The sequence below is a fragment of the Pedobacter sandarakinus genome, from assembly GCF_026240095.1.
Lineage (GTDB): Bacteria > Bacteroidota > Bacteroidia > Sphingobacteriales > Sphingobacteriaceae > Pedobacter > Pedobacter sandarakinus.
In genome coordinates this window covers 155795-172746 of sequence record NZ_JAPIVG010000004.1, presented here as the reverse complement: position 1 = coordinate 172746, position 16952 = coordinate 155795, and the positions used below count along the sequence as shown (strand labels likewise).

At 38.4% G+C, this 16952-nt stretch carries 22 protein-coding genes and 2 tRNA genes; 17 read left to right on the top strand and 7 right to left on the bottom strand.

Annotation, left to right across the window (positions count from 1 at the left end; translation table 11 throughout):
• Nucleotides 1-42 precede the first annotated feature (42 nt).
• The 8 genes from OQ268_RS12125 to OQ268_RS12090 all read left to right on the top strand — a co-directional run bounded on the left by OQ268_RS12125 (nt 43) and on the right by OQ268_RS12090 (nt 4305).
• Nucleotides 43-537: a DinB family protein gene (locus OQ268_RS12125; RefSeq protein WP_265856408.1), complete on the top strand. Its 495-nt coding sequence runs from the start codon at nt 43-45 to the stop codon at nt 535-537.
• 1 nt (nt 538) lies between these two features.
• Complete coding sequence (locus tag OQ268_RS12120) at nt 539-1048, top strand: DinB family protein (protein ID WP_265856407.1); 510 nt, start codon at nt 539-541, stop codon at nt 1046-1048.
• A 12-nt stretch (nt 1049-1060) separates the two neighbouring features.
• Nucleotides 1061-1465: a hypothetical protein gene (locus tag OQ268_RS12115; protein ID WP_265856406.1), complete on the top strand. Its 405-nt coding sequence runs from the start codon at nt 1061-1063 to the stop codon at nt 1463-1465.
• On the top strand, nt 1465-1860 hold the full coding sequence (locus tag OQ268_RS12110; protein ID WP_265856405.1) for a DUF1801 domain-containing protein: 396 nt from the start codon (nt 1465-1467) through the stop codon (nt 1858-1860). The genes OQ268_RS12115 and OQ268_RS12110 overlap by 1 nt, the downstream gene beginning before the upstream one ends.
• Before the next feature lie 26 nt (nt 1861-1886).
• Nucleotides 1887-2306, top strand: a complete 420-nt coding sequence (locus tag OQ268_RS12105; protein ID WP_265856404.1) for a VOC family protein — start codon at nt 1887-1889, stop codon at nt 2304-2306.
• A 66-nt stretch (nt 2307-2372) separates the two neighbouring features.
• Nucleotides 2373-2753 carry a DoxX family protein gene (locus OQ268_RS12100; protein ID WP_265856403.1) on the top strand — a complete coding sequence of 127 codons (381 nt, stop codon included), beginning with the start codon at nt 2373-2375 and terminating at the stop codon, nt 2751-2753.
• 97 nt (nt 2754-2850) lie between these two features.
• Nucleotides 2851-3282, top strand: a complete 432-nt coding sequence (locus tag OQ268_RS12095) for a DUF2147 domain-containing protein (RefSeq protein WP_265856402.1) — start codon at nt 2851-2853, stop codon at nt 3280-3282.
• Nucleotides 3283-3288: 6 nt separating this feature from the next.
• The gene (locus OQ268_RS12090) at nt 3289-4305 is read left to right on the top strand and encodes a WD40/YVTN/BNR-like repeat-containing protein (RefSeq protein ID WP_265856401.1); all 1017 of its coding nucleotides are present in this window, start codon (nt 3289-3291) and stop codon (nt 4303-4305) included.
• Between the two features lie 48 nt (nt 4306-4353).
• Here the strand turns inward: OQ268_RS12090 and OQ268_RS12085 are convergent, their stop codons facing one another.
• The 4 genes from OQ268_RS12085 to OQ268_RS12070 form a co-directional block, all read right to left on the bottom strand.
• On the bottom strand, nt 4354-5217 hold the full coding sequence (locus tag OQ268_RS12085; protein ID WP_265856400.1) for a dienelactone hydrolase family protein: 864 nt from the start codon (nt 5215-5217) through the stop codon (nt 4354-4356).
• 164 nt (nt 5218-5381) lie between these two features.
• Nucleotides 5382-5465, bottom strand: a tRNA-Leu gene (locus tag OQ268_RS12080).
• Between the two features lie 74 nt (nt 5466-5539).
• A tRNA-Gly gene (locus OQ268_RS12075) sits at nt 5540-5612 on the bottom strand.
• A gap of 93 nt (nt 5613-5705) precedes the next feature.
• A complete protein-coding gene (locus tag OQ268_RS12070; protein ID WP_265856399.1) occupies nt 5706-6194 on the bottom strand; it encodes a regulatory protein RecX in 489 nt (162 codons plus the stop codon).
• A 73-nt stretch (nt 6195-6267) separates the two neighbouring features.
• Here OQ268_RS12070 and OQ268_RS12065 point away from each other — a divergent pair, with 73 nt between their 5' ends.
• Together OQ268_RS12065 and OQ268_RS12060 are read left to right on the top strand one after the other, a co-directional pair.
• Nucleotides 6268-8715 (top strand): bifunctional UDP-N-acetylmuramoyl-tripeptide:D-alanyl-D-alanine ligase/alanine racemase, encoded by a 2448-nt coding sequence (locus OQ268_RS12065; RefSeq protein WP_265856398.1) that lies wholly within the window; start codon nt 6268-6270, stop codon nt 8713-8715.
• A gap of 75 nt (nt 8716-8790) precedes the next feature.
• The gene (locus OQ268_RS12060) at nt 8791-9381 is read left to right on the top strand and encodes a DUF502 domain-containing protein (protein WP_265856397.1); all 591 of its coding nucleotides are present in this window, start codon (nt 8791-8793) and stop codon (nt 9379-9381) included.
• 60 nt (nt 9382-9441) lie between these two features.
• On the opposite strand, the gene OQ268_RS12055 is transcribed toward OQ268_RS12060, so the two are convergent.
• The 3 genes from OQ268_RS12055 to OQ268_RS12045 all read right to left on the bottom strand — a co-directional run bounded on the left by OQ268_RS12055 (nt 9442) and on the right by OQ268_RS12045 (nt 12481).
• On the bottom strand, nt 9442-9936 hold the full coding sequence (locus OQ268_RS12055) for a hypothetical protein (RefSeq protein WP_265856396.1): 495 nt from the start codon (nt 9934-9936) through the stop codon (nt 9442-9444).
• Nucleotides 9937-10245: 309 nt separating this feature from the next.
• Entirely contained in the window at nt 10246-10953 is a 708-nt protein-coding gene (locus OQ268_RS12050; RefSeq protein ID WP_265856395.1) for an LOG family protein, read from the bottom strand.
• Nucleotides 10954-10972: 19 nt separating this feature from the next.
• Nucleotides 10973-12481 (bottom strand): sodium:solute symporter, encoded by a 1509-nt coding sequence (locus tag OQ268_RS12045; protein WP_265856394.1) that lies wholly within the window; start codon nt 12479-12481, stop codon nt 10973-10975.
• A 202-nt stretch (nt 12482-12683) separates the two neighbouring features.
• Here OQ268_RS12045 and recR point away from each other — a divergent pair, with 202 nt between their 5' ends.
• The 7 genes from recR to yidD all read left to right on the top strand — a co-directional run bounded on the left by recR (nt 12684) and on the right by yidD (nt 16930).
• Nucleotides 12684-13301 (top strand): recombination mediator RecR, encoded by a 618-nt coding sequence (gene recR / locus OQ268_RS12040; RefSeq protein WP_265856393.1) that lies wholly within the window; start codon nt 12684-12686, stop codon nt 13299-13301.
• Nucleotides 13302-14039, top strand: coding sequence for a PI-PLC domain-containing protein (locus OQ268_RS12035; protein ID WP_265856392.1), 738 nt, complete (start codon nt 13302-13304; stop codon nt 14037-14039).
• Nucleotides 14040-14069: 30 nt separating this feature from the next.
• Nucleotides 14070-14888, top strand: coding sequence for an SDR family oxidoreductase (locus OQ268_RS12030; protein WP_265856391.1), 819 nt, complete (start codon nt 14070-14072; stop codon nt 14886-14888).
• Nucleotides 14889-15052: 164 nt separating this feature from the next.
• On the top strand, nt 15053-15907 hold the full coding sequence (locus tag OQ268_RS12025; protein ID WP_265856390.1) for an alpha/beta hydrolase: 855 nt from the start codon (nt 15053-15055) through the stop codon (nt 15905-15907).
• Between the two features lie 186 nt (nt 15908-16093).
• Complete coding sequence (gene rpmH, locus OQ268_RS12020) at nt 16094-16252, top strand: 50S ribosomal protein L34 (RefSeq protein WP_010601723.1); 159 nt, start codon at nt 16094-16096, stop codon at nt 16250-16252.
• A gap of 65 nt (nt 16253-16317) precedes the next feature.
• On the top strand, nt 16318-16716 hold the full coding sequence (locus OQ268_RS12015; protein ID WP_265856389.1) for a ribonuclease P protein component: 399 nt from the start codon (nt 16318-16320) through the stop codon (nt 16714-16716).
• A complete protein-coding gene (gene yidD / locus OQ268_RS17885; protein ID WP_265856388.1) occupies nt 16700-16930 on the top strand; it encodes a membrane protein insertion efficiency factor YidD in 231 nt (76 codons plus the stop codon). The genes OQ268_RS12015 and yidD overlap by 17 nt, the downstream gene beginning before the upstream one ends.
• Nucleotides 16931-16952: the final 22 nt, after the last annotated feature.

Here is a 16952-nt window from a genome sequence, read left to right as displayed (position 1 = left end):
TACTCATTAACACCTAAATTTAAATTCCAAACTAAATAGACAATGAATAATGACCCCCAAAGCCATAGAATGTATGGCATTCTGGTACTGTTTGATATGCAGACCGACTTTTTGTTAAAGGCACTTGATGGCATTAGTCAAGAAGATGCCCAAAAACGTTTAAACACCCAGGCCAATCATATTGCGTGGATTACTGGTAGCATAGTTGCCGGACGCTACTATTTGGCAGACCAACTGGGTATTTCTAAGTCTTCAGTAACTGATGATTTGTTTAAAGACAATAGAGGCCTTATTGAGGATGCTACATATCCAACTTTATCCGCTCTTAAGGCCGATTGGTTGGAAATTACACCACCGCTGAAAGAAGCGCTAACTGCTGCTGATGAGCAAACCCTAAATCAGCTGGTTAAAATGCCGAATATGGAATTTCCGTTGTTTGATATGATCACATTTACGTGCTACCGCGAGGCAAATTGCATAGGACAGATCGCACTTTGGCGAAGATTATTAAATTATCAGGCAATGAAATACATGTAATATGGAACACTTAGTTAATGAAGTAGATAGCGCCTTTGATGCGCTGATTCAAACCTTAGCAACCGTTGAGGACGATCAACTAAATAAAATTTCGACTAGCGGAAGTTGGTCTGCCGGACAGGTGGCCCAACATCTCGTGCTTGCAAATGAAAGTTTTATTAACCTGTTGAGTGGGGAAGTTGATGATACAAGTAGACCAATAGACTTAATGCAGGCAAAGCTTAAAGAAATATTGCTAGATTTATCACTGAAGATGGACGCTCCGCCCTTTGTTTATCCCGAACCAAGCGACTATGACAAAAATCTATTGTTAGCTAAGCTTCAAGATTTGAAAATGAAGCTAATAGATGAGGTTAAGTCTCTTGATTTATCGAAAACATGTAAAGGTTTCGAGTTACCCGGTATGGGATTTATCACCCGTTTAGAAGCTATCTATTTTATGATTTACCATACCCAACGTCACACATCTCAATTGGCTAACATAATGCATGCAACAAAGGTTATTGTTTAATTTGCCATGCGATTGCCTAAATTAGAAGTATTGCAAGTGCTGGTAGGAACCTGGATAGTAAGCGGCTTAGCCGCTGAGAAATACATTACGTTGGGTAAAATAACCTATAGGTGGATGGAAGGAAGGTTTTTTATGCTCCGAGAAGTAGATTTAAGTCTTGAAAATCAACAACATAGTTCGCTATCTATAATACATTATGATGATCTTGAAGACGTTTTTCGGATGCAGACTTTTGATAATAATGGCGTGATTTCCATTTCAGACATGAATGTTGAGGGAGATGCTATATATATTCATGGAGATGAAAACCGTTTCAGCGGGAAGGTATCTGAGGAAGTGATGGTGCTGCAATGGGAAAAACGCCAAAGCTACAAGTGGCATAATTGGATGGAGCTTAAGCTTACGAAGACAGTTTGATGGGCACTAAGAGCGTAAAGCCCTCTGGAAAAGAGGAAGTAGATGCATATATGAGTAAGCTTGAGCATCCATATAAGGCAGAAATTGAGCAATTGCGTGGGATCATTTTAAATGCAAGTTCGGAAATGGCAGAGCGAATAAAATGGAACGCTCCGAGCTTTTACATGCACAAAGATTTTGCTGCTTTCAACCTCAGACAGCGGTCATTTTTGCAGGTTGTATTCGTATTTTATGACGGCTTTATTTATGATGATGCAACCTTTTTGCAAGGCGCCTGGATAGATAGGAGGGTAGCAGCATTTAATAGTATGGATGATGTGTTGAGCAAGCAAAGTGCCATCGAAGCTTTTGTTCACGAATGGATCAAATCAATTAAGAAAACAGCAAATATTTAATCGCCGAAAGGCAAAAAAAAACCATTATGGCTAAACTAAATACCTACCTCAACTTCAATGGAAACACCGAAGAAGTTTTCGAGTTTTACAAGTCCGTTTTTGGCGGAGAATTTCTTACGGTTCAGCGGTACAAAGACACCCAAGGGTCCGAAAAAATGAAGCCAGAAGATCAACACAAGATTATGCATATCGCATTACCTATTGGCGGCAATGTTTTAATGGGTACCGATATTACCCATCCTATGCAGCCGGTAACGCTTGGTACAGCAACGTTTCTTTCCATTGATGCAGACAGTGAGGAACATGCACATCAACTATACAGCGATTTGTCTGCCGGAGGAACAGCCAATATGCCTCTAGAGAAAATGTTCTGGGGCGCACTATTTGGTATGCTCACGGATAAATTTGGTGTACAATGGATGGTTAATTACGACTACAAACAATAGTTGTTCACCAGGCGGTTAACGATAATAAATTTAATTTTTTTAACAATTTAATGCTTCAATAATAATATGAAAATCGCAATAATAATAGTTAGGGTCCTTTTGGCTGCTATGTTTCTGTTCGCATCTGTACCTTTTTTTCTAAATATTACGATGGGCCCCATGCCAAAAATGAGTGCCGAGCAAACCACCTTTATGACAGGGCTTACAGTGTCAAAGTACCTATTGCCTCTTATCAAAGGTACTGAGTTAGTTTCCGGCATCTTGTTACTCATCAACAGAACTGCAGCTTTGGGAACGATCGTAATATTTCCGGTAACGCTGAACATTTTCCTTTACCATGCATTTTTGGGTCCCGAACAACTGCCAATGGTGGGGGCAATGTTATTGTGTAACCTGTTTTTAATTTATGCTTATAGAGAAAAGTATCTGCCTATTTTATCCAGATAAATTCGAAATTGAAAGATTTTTATACTTTTTAACCTTATTTACTTTTTAGATAGACATGCATTTTACTATCTTTAAAAACTAACTATAGATAAAAAATATGAGAAAGTTCCAGTTATTCATGTTCCTTTTTGTAGCGATGTCTTTTTCGGCATTGGCACAAAGTAAGGATGCCATTGTCGGTAAATGGCTTAATCCTTCAGGAGAAGGGCAGATTGAAATTTACAAAAAAGGCGATAAGTATTTTGGTAAGCTTGCTTGGATAAAGGAACCAAATATTAATGGAAAGCCAAAATTAGATGTGCAAAATCCGAGTGCATCATTAAAAAGTCGGCCGCTTTTAAACCTTGAGATTTTAAAAAACTTTGTTTACGAAGATGGAAAATGGACAGACGGAACCATTTATGACCCCAAGAGTGGTAAAACTTACAGCTGTAATATGAGTTTGAAAGGCAATGATATGTTAAATATTCGTGGTTATGTAGGCATATCGCTCTTAGGAAGATCGGAAACTTTTAAACGGGTAAAATAAGAGCGAATGAAGAGAATATTATGGTGCCTTTTGTGGGCACCTTTTTTTTGTGCAGCCCAGTTGTACGAGATAAAGCCATTAAATGATCAAACAAAAACTAGTTTAAGGGGTTTGAGCGTTGTTTCCAACAACGTAATTTGGGTAAGCGGCAGCAACGGATCTGTAGGCAAAAGCGTTGATGGTGGAAAAAACTGGGTTTGGTTTCATCCGGCAGGATATGAGAAACTCGACTTTAGAGATATCGAGGCCTTTAATGAAAACGAGGCTGTTATTGTAAATGCCGGTTCACCTGCTTATATTCTAAAAACGAAAGATGGTGGTAAAACCTGGAGCCAATGCTATAGAAATGATGATGCAGCAATCTTTTTAGATGGATTTTCATTTTGGAACAGGGATAGGGGTATTGTCTTTGGAGATCCTATTGCCAATAGAATGCAGTTACTAACCACCCAAGATGGAGGTGTAACCTGGAAAGATATTTCAGCAAATCTTAAGCAAAGCCTTGCTGATGGAGAAGCGGCCTTTGCAGCGAGTGGAACCACCATTAAAACCTTAAGCAATGGTAAAGTGTGGATTGCTACGGGTGGAACAATTTCTAATATTTATTTCTCTGCAGATTATGGTAACACCTGGAAGACTTATAAGTGCCCGATTTGGCAGGGAGAACCAAGCACCGGCCCGTTCTCTATGGATTTTTACGATGCTAACACTGGCGTTGTAGTGGGTGGAAATTATGTAAAAGATAAGATCAGCAACCGCAATGCTTTAACCACTACAGATGGAGGAAAGACATGGAATTTACCAGCGCAATCGGTATTTGGTTACAGATCTGGTGTAACTTTTATAAGCAAAAAGATGTTGGTTGCTACAGGCACTTCAGGTACTGATATTTCAAAGGATGGTGGTGCAAACTGGACGCACATCTCTGATAAAAGTTATAATGCAGTGCAGAAAGCGAAAAATGGCAATCTCATCATTTTAGCTGGAGAAAATGGCACGATTTCAAACCTTCAAACTAAATAGTATCAAAATGGTCTTATAGCGTTTAACCAGCTATAAAACCATTTAAATCTACCGACTTAAAAGCGCTAGCTTATTCTTAAAAAGTTCCATGCTGCGGCTCCATGCTAGTTTGGCTGCAGCTTCATTGTACCGTGTAGGCGATGTATTGTTATTGAAGGCATGGTTAACTCCTTCGTAAATAAATATTTTATAATCTTTGTTATTCTCTTTCAACGCTTTTTCGTAAGCAGGTATTCCGGCATTAATGCGCTCATCCAATCCGCCGTAGTGCAGCATTACACTCGCTTTAATCTTTGGCACTTCCGCTACATTTGGTTGTGCGCCATAGTAGGCAACAGCGGCTTGTAATTCAGGATCGCTAACAGCAAGCTTATTCGCCATGCCTCCTCCCCAACAAAAGCCCATGCAGGCTACTTTGCCATTGGCATCTTTTCGGCTTCTCAAATAAGATAAGCCTTTCAGGTAATTTTGAAGATTTTTTCCAGGATCTAGCTGGCCTATTAATGTTCTACCTTTATCCTCATCAGTTGGTGTCCCGCCTAACGGCGACAGCGCATCAACACCTAAGGCAATAAATCCCTCGGCCGCTACGCGTTTTGTAACGTCAATAATATGTGGATTTAGCCCTCGGTTTTCGTGGATAACCAATACGCAGCCAAGCTTTTTCTTTCCTTTTGGTCTGGCGAGAACGGCTTTCATATCGCCTTCAACGCCAGGATAGGTAATATTTTCAACGGTTATCTCATCGCTGGAAAAAGCCGCGGCTGCGGCATAATTGTTTTCGAGCAACGGCAAAATGGTTAGTGCCATCGCCGTACCTCCAGCAAGAAGCGCTAGTTTCTTCATAAAATCTTTGCGGCTAACCTGGCTGTGCGTATACTCATCGTATAACGTTATAATTTTCTGATCCATTATCTGACTGATTTATCAAGTACAAGATAATCATCGATAAGCAAATATGATAGCCATTGCTTAAATGTTACACGAATAATGGTTTGGATAATTTGCCCATGGACCTACTCGGTACGCACAAAAAAAGCCAATCTGATAGATTGGCTTTAAGTTCGATTTTTATGTACTCGGGGCGGGAATCGAACCCGCACGCCTTTGAAAGCACAGGATTTTAAGTCCTGCGTGTCTACCAGTTCCACCACCCGAGCATTAGCCTTTTCCGAAATCCTTCGGTAGGTTAATGTTTTTAAAACAAATGCTTTCTGGTAGGAAAGCATTTTTGAGCGAAAGACGAGATTCGAACTCGCGACCCCGACCTTGGCAAGGTCGTGCTCTACCAACTGAGCTACTTTCGCATGAACAAAACCGATGTGCTGTTTCGTTTTGGTGATGCAAATATAGACAGATTTATATTTCTGTCAAGTTATTTCGTGCTAAAATTTTAATATTTAATTTAAATTGCTGTCTTTCAGGGCAAGTAAAATTAAATCATTTTCAAATCCCCTACCTTGCAGATAGGTCATTAACTTCATTTTTCTTTTCAGTGGATTTGTTTCATTCAGAGCATTCGCTTTTTTGAGTGCCAAATTTCGTAAAGTTTGCATGTAATCATCGTCATCCAAACTATATAATGCTTTCTGTAAAATACGCTCGGGAACTCCCTTCAACTTCAGCCCCTGTTTTATTTTTATTCTTCCCCATTTTTTGATGTTAAATTTACCTGATGCATAGGCCTTGGCGAAACGTTCTTCATTTAAAAAGTTATTCATAATCAGTTCTGAAAGAATCTCCTCTAATTCATCACCCCGCATTCCCCATTCCACTAATTTGTATCTCACCTCTTTCTGCGACCGTTCCTGGTAAACACAAAAACTTTCTGCTTTTGCAAGTGCCTGTTTTTTGTCTAAAATTGCTGCCGCTTGTTTACCACTTTTCATAATTATTTGCTGAAATTCGTAAAAATAAAACGATTACCATATCTTCTACTAATTAATTCGAACGCAAAGCCCGATGTATACCATATCCAAATTAGCTGAAATTTTAAGTTCAGAAAGTAAATTCGTTGATGGACAGTCGGTTATTACACATTTGGTGGTTGATAGTCGTTCGATAGTATTTCCGGAGAATTCCTTATTTTTTGCCTTATCGTCACATCGTGATGGTCATGATTTTATTGCTGATGCCTATCGTAAAGGAATTCGAAATTTTGTGATTACAGATAAAAAATACTTGGATTTTGCAAGCGATTGCAATTTCGTTCTTGTGGACGATGCCTTGCTCGCCTTACAAAACATAGCCACTGCACATCGCAACGCCTTCAAGCTAAAAACGATTGGCATTACTGGAAGTAACGGAAAAACCATTGTAAAAGAGTGGCTATTTCAATTGTTGGCACAAGATTACCAGATTGTTAGAAGCCCTAAAAGCTATAATTCTCAGATTGGTGTAGCGCTTTCTGTGTGGCAAATTGATGAAAAGCATAATCTGGGCATTTTCGAGGCTGGGATATCGGCTCAAAATGAAATGCATCCCCTGGCTAAAATGATTAAGCCAGAAATCGGTATCCTTACCAATATTGGCGAGGCCCATGCGGAGGGTTTTTCTTCAAAAAAACAAAAGTTAATAGAAAAATTAAAGCTGTTCGCGAATGCATCCTTATTTATCTATTCTCCAGATTATGTGGAGGCAGTTATCCCAGCACAAATACCTGGTAGGGCTAAGTTTACCTGGAGTTGTACCCAGCCTGCAGATTTACGCATAAACACCATAGAAGTTGGAGCAGTTAAGAGTATTTTAAAGGCGACATTTAGGGGGGATAGTATCCATTGTACACTACCGTTTATTGATAAAGCATCGATAGAAAATGGCATTATTTGCTGGGCAACCTTACTTGCAATGGGATACCTTCCTGAACAAGCAAGTTTTAGGTTATCGAAATTGAGTCCGGTAAGTATGCGCTTGTCGTTAAAACATGGCATTAACCAATGCTCCATTATAGACGATTCCTATAGCGCTGACATATCTTCTCTGTCCATCGCCCTCGATTTTTTGAATCAACAAAACCAACACCCCAAAAAAACTGTAATTCTATCCGAATTATTTGAAACGGGTAAGGATGATCGCTTACTCTATGCAGAAATTGCCGAACTCCTGGAACAGAAAAAAGTAAATCGGATTATTGGTATCGGATCGCATCTTGCCGTCTCGGCAAATATGTTTAACATCGAGGCAGAATTCTTTGATGACACCGCCGCTTTCATTAAGGCATTTCCACACATAAAGTTCGATCATGAAACCATTTTGGTCAAAGGTGCACGCCGTTTTGATTTCAGCAAGATTAGTAAGTTATTAACCCAAAAAGTTCACGATACCGTTTTAGAAATTGATCTAAATGCCTTGGTTGGTAATCTGCAGTTCTATCGCTCCCAATTAAAGCCCGGCGTAAAAATTATGGCCATGGTTAAAGCATTTTCTTATGGCAGTGGAAGTTTCGAGATTGCCAATTTGTTGCAGTTTCACAAAGTGGATTATTTGGCCGTAGCCTATGCCGATGAGGGTATTGCCCTGCGAAAGGCGGGGATTAACTTACCAATTATGGTGATGAGTCCTGAAGAATCGGCTTTCGAAGCTATTATCAAGTACAAATTAGAGCCTGAGTTGTACAGCCCAGATATCCTCAAGGGTTTTTTGAATGCACTACCTAACGATTGTGTAGATTTTCCAATTCATTTAAAAATAGATACGGGGATGCATCGACTGGGTTTTGATGGTAGGGAAATTGAAGAATTAATTCAAATTATTTCTCAAAACAAACAAGCTCAGGTTAAAAGTATTTTTTCACATCTAGTGGCGAGCAGCGAGGTGGCTCATGATGATTTTACTCAAGGTCAAATTGAAAAATTTGAGTCAATAGCTACTTCGATAATTGATGTTTTAGGATATAGGCCGCTTTTGCACATTGCAAATACTGGTGCAATAAGCCGTTGGCCGGCTAGCCAGCTAGATATGGTGCGTTTAGGCATTGGTTTATATGGTTTTGATGCTGCATTGAAAAATAATGTGGGTTTGCAAACTTCCATGGTACTTAAAACAACGGTTACTCAAGTCAAAACAATATCTCCAGGAGATAGTGTAGGCTACAGCCGACGGGGAATCATGCCTGGCGGGGGTACAATTGCTACCGTAAAAATTGGTTATGCTGATGGATATAATCGGACATTTGGCAATGGTGTTGGTAAAATGTTAATCAATGGTCACCTGGTTCCAACGATCGGCTCAATCTGTATGGATATGACAATGTTAGATGTAACAGGCATAGAGGTTAAAGCGGGTGATGAAGCTATCGTTTTTAATCACCAACACACCATTGCAGATCTGGCTGCGCAAATAAATACCATCCCTTATGAAATTTTGACGAGCATCTCGCAACGCGTAAAGCGGGTTTATTTTTATGAATAAAACCAAGTATTTATTAAAATCTATTCCAGGATGATAGATTCCTCGTTTTCTAAGAATTTTCGATAAGTTTGCAGCATGAATAGAGTAGGTAAAGCCATTTTAAACTATTTAATAAAAGGTTTATTAATTGTTGTACCCATAGCCGTGAGTATATTCATCGTTGTTTGGGCAGTTACCACAGTAGATAGCTGGCTGAACGTTAATAATATTCTGGGCGTAAATCCCCGAACTGGAGAAAGCCGTAACATTCCAGGTTTAGGTTTGCTTACCGTGTTAACCATTATTTTATTGGCTGGCATTTTCGTAACCAATCTGGTTACTGAACCGATGTACAATTGGTTTCAACGATTAATGCATCGGCTACCCTTGCTTAATTTCATCTATTCATCTATTAAAGATTTAACCGAGGCCTTTGTAGGCGATGAAAAAAAGTTTAATCACCCGGTATTGGTAGAGGTAGAGGGCGGGCTAAAGAAAATTGGTTTCCTCACACAAAACGACTTGAGTAAGTTGGGACTAACGGATGAAGTAGCGGTTTATTTCCCCTTATCTTATTCCTTTGCAGGGCAACTTTGTATCGTAAAGCGTGATAAGGTAACAGATTTAAATATGAGTGCCGGAGACGCTATGAAGTTGGTTGTAAGCGGTGGTGTAAGTGGACTTTAATTCGTTTTAATCCATTTCAAAGTTTTCTGAAGGATAAAACCATACTTTGTTTTGGGCCTTCTAGAAAATGCTCCTGCTCGTAAATAGCACAGTAACTAGTAACATAAATGCAACAAGTAGTCTACTGTAGTACTCTTTTATGAACAAGCCAACTATTATCAATAATTCGTTTTCGACATTGCTATGTATTAAGCCATTACTTGTTGAAGAATTATAGATAATTTGCTGATCAGTGTGGTTATTGATAGACCACCTGCTCAACCAGCTATTTTGAAAACTCCATTCGAACGTTTCTCCATTTTTAAGGAATATTCTTGCCTTGAAATTCAGCCATTCGTATTGAATTGTTCCGATTATCTCGTTTGTTTCATCTAAAATTTTTGTTTCTGGCTTGGTATAGCCCTCACTCTTAAGGCTAAAGATCGCACCTTTTGTTGTTGCAAAAGCTGTGTTTGTGAACGTATTGAAATTGATAGAAAACTTCAGTAGTGAATGCTCAAAAACCTGGTAATTACTATCAAACAATCCTTTCCTCCAACTTAAAACCTGTTCCATATTTGAATGATGCTTATGCTTCTAAAAGCGTAAAAGTGCTTTTTTGTTTTAGTTTAGATATAACATTGAATCATATGTTACAATGCTGCTTTGATGAAAGCATGGAATGCTGGAAGTAATTTTGGGCAAGAATTCTCGGCGTTGATTTTAAGCGATTGTCACGCTGAGCTTGTCGAAGTCTACGATAAGATCTGCGACAAGCTGAGGTTTACAAGAAACATTAACGATTAACAGATAACTGTTAACTTACGTTCCAAAATTGCTTTTGGTAGTGTTAATTGTAGTGTGGCGTAACAACGATGCTTAAGGTTAAAAGTTTGGTTTTAGCACATATTTATCATAGAATCTAAAGATATGTTCGGCAGCTTCTTCGGCGGTATCTACCAATCTAAATAGATTCAAATCTTCCTCATGAATATTGTGCTCTTGTTGTAACATGGTGCCTTTAATCCAGTCGATTAGGCCGCTCCAATAGTCTTTCCCCAATAACACAATTGGGAAACGTGCAATCTTCCCTGTCTGAATCAAGGTGAGTGCTTCGAAGAGTTCATCCATTGTTCCAAACCCGCCAGGTAATACAACAAATCCCTGACTGTATTTCATGAACATTACTTTGCGAACGAAAAAGTAATCGAATTCCAAAAGTTTATTGTGATCGATGTATTTATTATGAAGTTGCTCAAATGGCAACTCAATGTTTAAGCCAACAGATTTACCTCCATTAGTGTGTGCGCCCTTGTTACCGGCTTCCATAATGCCCGGACCACCTCCTGTAATTACACCGTAACCACGGTCTGTAAGTAATTTACCACACTGCTCTGCAAGTTGGTAATACCTGTTGGTTTCTGCGGTGCGTGCAGAACCATAAATGGTAACACATGGACCAATTTTTGCCAGTTTTTCAAAACCATCTACAAACTCTGCCATTATTTTAAAAATTTGCCAGGAGTCGGTTACTTTAATCTCCTGCCAATCTTTATTTTCAAAGGCACTTCTAATTTTTTCTTCACTCGTCATATATTCTGTATTCTATTATTTAAAATCTGGTTTGCGCATCGGTCTTTTTGCTGATTAAAAGCAAACCCAAAAAGGTGATTAAGCCATTAACTAAAATGAGCTCGACACTAAAAACGTATCCGCCAAGTAAGCTAGCAGAATTCGTTGCAAGCAAGTAACATAAAAAAGGTGATAAAATGCAAACGATAGGTACTAATTTATCGTGTAGGCCACGTTTTTTTACAAATAATCCAAAACTGTAAAGCCCTAATAACGGCCCGTATGTATAAGATGCAATGGTGAAAATTAAACTCACTACTGAGGCACTGTTTAAAGCATTAATCACCAGAATTACCAAAAAGATTAATATTGAAAACGCGATATGAACGGTATGGCGTTTCTTTACTGCGTCTTTAGCGTTTGCATTCTCTGCTTTTGCCATACCTAAAAAATCTACACAAAAAGAAGTGGTTAATGCAGTTAGGGCAGAATCTGTGGTTGCAAAGGTGGCAGCGGTTAAGCCCAGCATAAATATAATAGCAGGAACAGCACCAAGGTTATTTAGCGCAATTTCAGGAAACAGTAAATCAGTTCTTGGTTTTCCGGTAAGATGATCCAAAGGGATATCAATTCCTTTTTGAGCAGCGAAAATGTACAGCAAGGCGCCAACACTTAGAAAAAAAACATTAAGCACAACAAAAACTCCAGTAAAAGTGAACATGTTTTTCTTAGCTTCTTTAATTGTACTCATGCTTAGGTTTTTCTGCATCAAATCCTGATCTAAACCTGTCATTGCGATGGTTACAAAAATTCCCCCAATAAATTGTTTGCTAAAATGGAACTTGTTGATGGAAAAATCATCAAGAAAAAATATTTTTGAATAGGTGCTATCTTTTATCGTTTCAAAAGCCTGTGCAATATTAAAGTCTAACTTGTTGCAGATAAAATAAATCGTTAGAAATACCGATAATACGAGGAAAAATGTCTGCAAAGTATCGGTGATGATAATCGTTTTTAATCCGCCTTTAAACGTGTAAGACCAGATTAATCCCAGTGATATTAAAACCGTTAACCAAAACGGGATATGATAGGTATCAAATATAAACCGTTGCAGCACGATAACAACAAGGTATAACCTGGTGGCCGAGCCAAGTGTTCTGCTGAGCAAAAAGATCGATGCAGCAGTTTTGTAGCTATAGTGCCCAAGTCTTTGCTCAATATAACTATAAATGGAAGTTAAATTCATTCGATAGTATAGTGGCAATAGCACGGTAGCAATTATGATAAAGCCCACAGCATTTCCTAAAACAAATTGAAAATATTGAAATTGGTTACCTGCGGGTGCGCCAACCTCGCCGGGAACTGATATAAAAGTGACACCGGAAAGTGCGGTACCTATCATGCCAAAAGCTACCAAGTACCACTTCGAATTCTTATTTGCAACAAAAAAAGTGTTGTTATCTGACGATTCTTTCGAGGTAACAATAGAAATAATAATCAGCACTAAAAAGTAACCGATAAGAAAACATAATAAAATTGTTGGCGACATAATTAAAATTTAAGCTGCTAAATGTAAGAAAATACAAATAAATGTCAAGGGTTTATGGTGTTGCTAAATATTTCATGAAAAACAAATAAGCTAAGACATAAACATGGCAATTTTCAATTACAATGCAAAATAATGCGTCAGGCAATTTTAAACATAACTGTTAAACAATTTTTCCTATCAAACTTTTAGTATATTTTTGTACATGAATTTTTCATCCAAACTGCTTGAAGATGCAGTAAACGAATTCTCTAAGTTACCAGGTATTGGGCAAAAGACTGCCCTTAGGTTGGTGTTACATTTACTAAATAAGGAGCAGGAAGAAGTTAATCAGTTTGGAAACACATTAATTAAACTTAAAACGCAGATTAAAAATTGTAGCATTTGCTATAATATATCTGATTATCCCATTTGTGAGATTTGCACTTCCCATAAGCGGGATAGAGAAACGATCTGTGTGGTTGAAGATACCCGTGATGTAATGGCTATTGAGAATACAGGCCAGTATTTCGGCGTTTATCATGTACTCGGTGGGCTTATTTCTCCAATGGACGGCATTGGTCCGTCTGATTTGCATATTGATGGACTAGTTGGCAGGGTGTCTGGTGGAGAGACCAAAGAAATTATTCTGGCATTAAGCCCGAACATGGAGGGTGATACAACGCTATTTTATCTATATAAGAGATTAAAAGAATATAACGTACCCATTACCACCATTGCTCGTGGAATCGCTTTTGGTGGTGAATTGGAATACACTGATGAAATTACACTTGGCCGATCGATTGTTACTCGCGTACCTTACGAAAACGCAATGATGAAATAGATGATGAAAAAATACCTGGCTTTATTTGTTTTAGTATGCTTTGGGTTTGCTGTGCATGCTCAAATTAAAATTCACTCCCACAATGATTACAGCCACAAAGAACCATTTTATGATGCTATTGCTCACCATGCTTTTTCTATCGAAGCGGATGTATTCTTACAGGGCGATTCGCTTATGGTTGCCCATAGCAGGAACGAAATTAAAGCGGGAAGAACACTAGAGCGCCTATATCTCAAGCCCCTATCAACATTTTCTAAAACCAAAAGCTACTACAAATTTTCCTTACTAATTGATATTAAAGATGGTTGGGACGAAAGTAAGGAAGTCCTTTTAAACACCTTACTTAAATACAAGAAATATGTGGGCAGTAATGGGCAGACTGTAGATATTGTAATTACCGGCCATCGGCCAGATTCCAACTTTTATTGGGATAACTTATATTTTGATGGCTTACCTCATGTAAATTACAATGCAAAGGATTTAAAAAAGATTTCGATGATTAGCGATAACTTTGCTAAATATTCTAAATGGAAAGGCGAAGGGGAAATATCTGACGCAGATAAAACCAAACTTAAAACTTTGGTTGATGATGCCCATGCATTGGGAAAACCCTTTCGTTTTTGGGGTGCCCCAGATAATGCAGCCTGTTGGCTGTTGTTAAAGCAATTAGGTGTAGATATTATTAATACCGATCTGGTTGGGGCTGCAACAGAATATTTCAAAAATCATCAGCCATAACTAATTTTTACAACACATTTTACTTAAAAAATGAATCTTAAAGATAAAGTCGTCATCATCACCGGCGCATCAAGCGGCATTGGCAAAGCCTGTGCTATGGAATTTGCCAAACGCGGTGCTAATCTAGTACTGGCGGCCAGGCAATATGTTACGCTTTGCCAAATTACAGCAGATTTAGAACAATCCTATGGTATAAGAGCGGTGGCAGTGCAAGCTGACGTAAGTAAGGAAAATGATTGTGAGCTTATTATTAAACAAACCTTAGTGTCTTTTGGCAAAATTGATGTTTTGGTGAACAATGCCGGACTTTCTATGAGGGCGTTGTTCAGTGATCTCGACTTATCAGTGCTGAAAAATTTAATGGATGTTAATTTTTGGGGAACTGTTTATTGTACTAAATACGCCCTGCCAGAGATTTTAAAAACAAAAGGTACTGTAGTCGGAATTTCATCTATTGCCGGTTACCGGGGCTTACCCGGCAGAACAGGTTATTCGGCATCTAAATTCGCCATGAATGGTTTTATGGAGTCGTTGCGTACCGAATTATTGCATACAGGTGTGAATGTGATGGTGGCATGCCCTGGCTTTACTGCATCGAACATTAGAGTAACTGCCCTTTCTAAAGATGGGGCTGCACATGGGGAAACAAGTATGGATGAAGGTAAGATGATGACATCAGAAGAGGTGGCTGCCATTATTGCTGAGGGTATTGAGAAACGTAAACGTACATTGATTATGACCGGACAGGGGAAACTTGCCGTTTGGATGAACAAATTGTTTCCTTCATTTGTAGATAAGAAAGTTTTTGATTTGTTTGCCAAGGAGAAAAACCCGTTAATTAAAGCATAGTTATTAGCGGGAACGGTTGTTTATTCTAGCCGAGTGTATTTATAATGCCTTAGCTGTATTAGTAGAACAATGTACTGTTAATGTAATCTAAACATATGAGCTTACACAAATTAAATCCGCCATTATAAATATTACGTTTGTTACGCTTAAGAAGAAAATTCTTTATGTATAAAAAATTAGTATTAATCATGCTTTTGTTCCAAACCATCCTCGCAAGTGCGCAAGTAAAAAAGGCAAAGAACATTAGTTATGTCGATAATAAAGAAGAGAAAAATACCCTGAATGTTTTTTACAAAGATGATGGCGTAAACGATAAACCTGTTATTGTTTTTATTCATGGCGGCTCTTGGAGTAGTGGAAAGAAAGAAACTTACTGGTGGTTGGGTAGAAACTTTGCCCGTAAAGGTGTAGTAACGGTAATTATTAACTACCCATTGGCGCCAAATGCTGGTTACGAAAAAATGGCAGATGATTGCGCATTGGCTGTAAAGTGGGTTAAAGAAAACATAGCTAGCTACCAAGGGAGTGGAGAAAAAATTTTTGTAATGGGCCATTCTGCCGGAGCACATTTAGGCGAGTTGATTAATGCCGATCCACAGTATTTTAAACATGCAGGCATTAAAAATCCCATTAAAGGATTGATTTTGAATGATCCTTTTGGATTAGATATTCATGAGTATTTAACTGAAGCAGAGAAAGATGATTATTATTTTGATTTTCTGAGAACTTTTACTGATCAGCCAAATGTTTGGAAACTGGCATCGCCACTTGCTTACGTTAACAATGTTAAAAATGCTCACCTGCTATTCTACGGGAGTAAAACCTATGGCGCAATAAAAATACAAACCCCTCGGTTTTACGAAAAGTTAAAAGCCAATGGGGTTGATGTAGCCTTACATGAAATTAAAGGCAAGAGCCACGTACCAATGATAACCCAGATGATTTTTGGTGCCAACGACTTATACCCTACGATTTTGGCATTTATTGAGCGGGTAAGTGGCACTAAACTTGGTGAATAAACCCGACCTTAACGAGATGCCCCCGATTTTTCTTCGGGGCAGAAGTGGGGGCGGGGCTGCATTTAAATAAGAATTACTACATTTGCTTTTCAAATAAAAATAATAATTAAACAGACTTGCATTTGTAGAGAAATCGCTTTATATTTGCACCTCTTAATTTTAAAATTAATAAGATAATATACAGTCATGAAAAGAACATACCAACCTTCGCAAAGAAAGAGAAGAAACAAACACGGCTTCCGCGAAAGAATGGCAACAGCTAACGGCAGACGAGTATTAGCATCACGTCGTGCTAAAGGAAGAAAAAGATTAACAGTTTCTGACGAACGCAAGCATAAAGCATAATTTTTGATTGCTTTTCCGGCTTCGGAATTGGCAGATCGAAATCTGCAATCATCAATCAAAAATATATGTATACATTTCAAAAAGAAGAACGGTTATGCAGCAGAAAATATTTAGATCTGCTGTTTAAAAACGGTTCTTCTTTTTTATTATATCCTTTTCGGATTTCTTACTTATTTGTAGATGAACCTTTAGTTGTACCTGCACAAGTAGTTATTAATGTACCAAAGAAAAGATATAAGCGAGCGGTAGATCGCAATCTTCTCAAGCGTCGCATCCGCGAGGCTTATCGTTTAAATAAACAAGACCACTTTTATAAAAAAATCCCTACCGAAAAGGGTGCGTTGCTTTTTTCCATTCAATACGTTGGAAAAGAGAAATATGAGTTTGCTTTTATCGAAAAGAAACTTACGCAGGCTTTTAAACGGTTTTTGAATTTAGTTTTAACCAATGGGGCTGGTAAATAAATTGTTTTCGTGGTTTTTCCTGGTGTTAATCAGGATTTACCAGTATGCAATTTCACCAATGTTAGGTGCGAATTGTAGGTTTACACCCACTTGCTCACAGTATGGTATCGAGGCCATCCGCAAACATGGTCCATTTAAAGGCGGTTGGCTGGCACTGAAACGCATTGGGCGTTGCCACCCTTGGGGTAAGCATGGACACGACCCAGTACCATGATAATATCACCTTACCTTTTCTA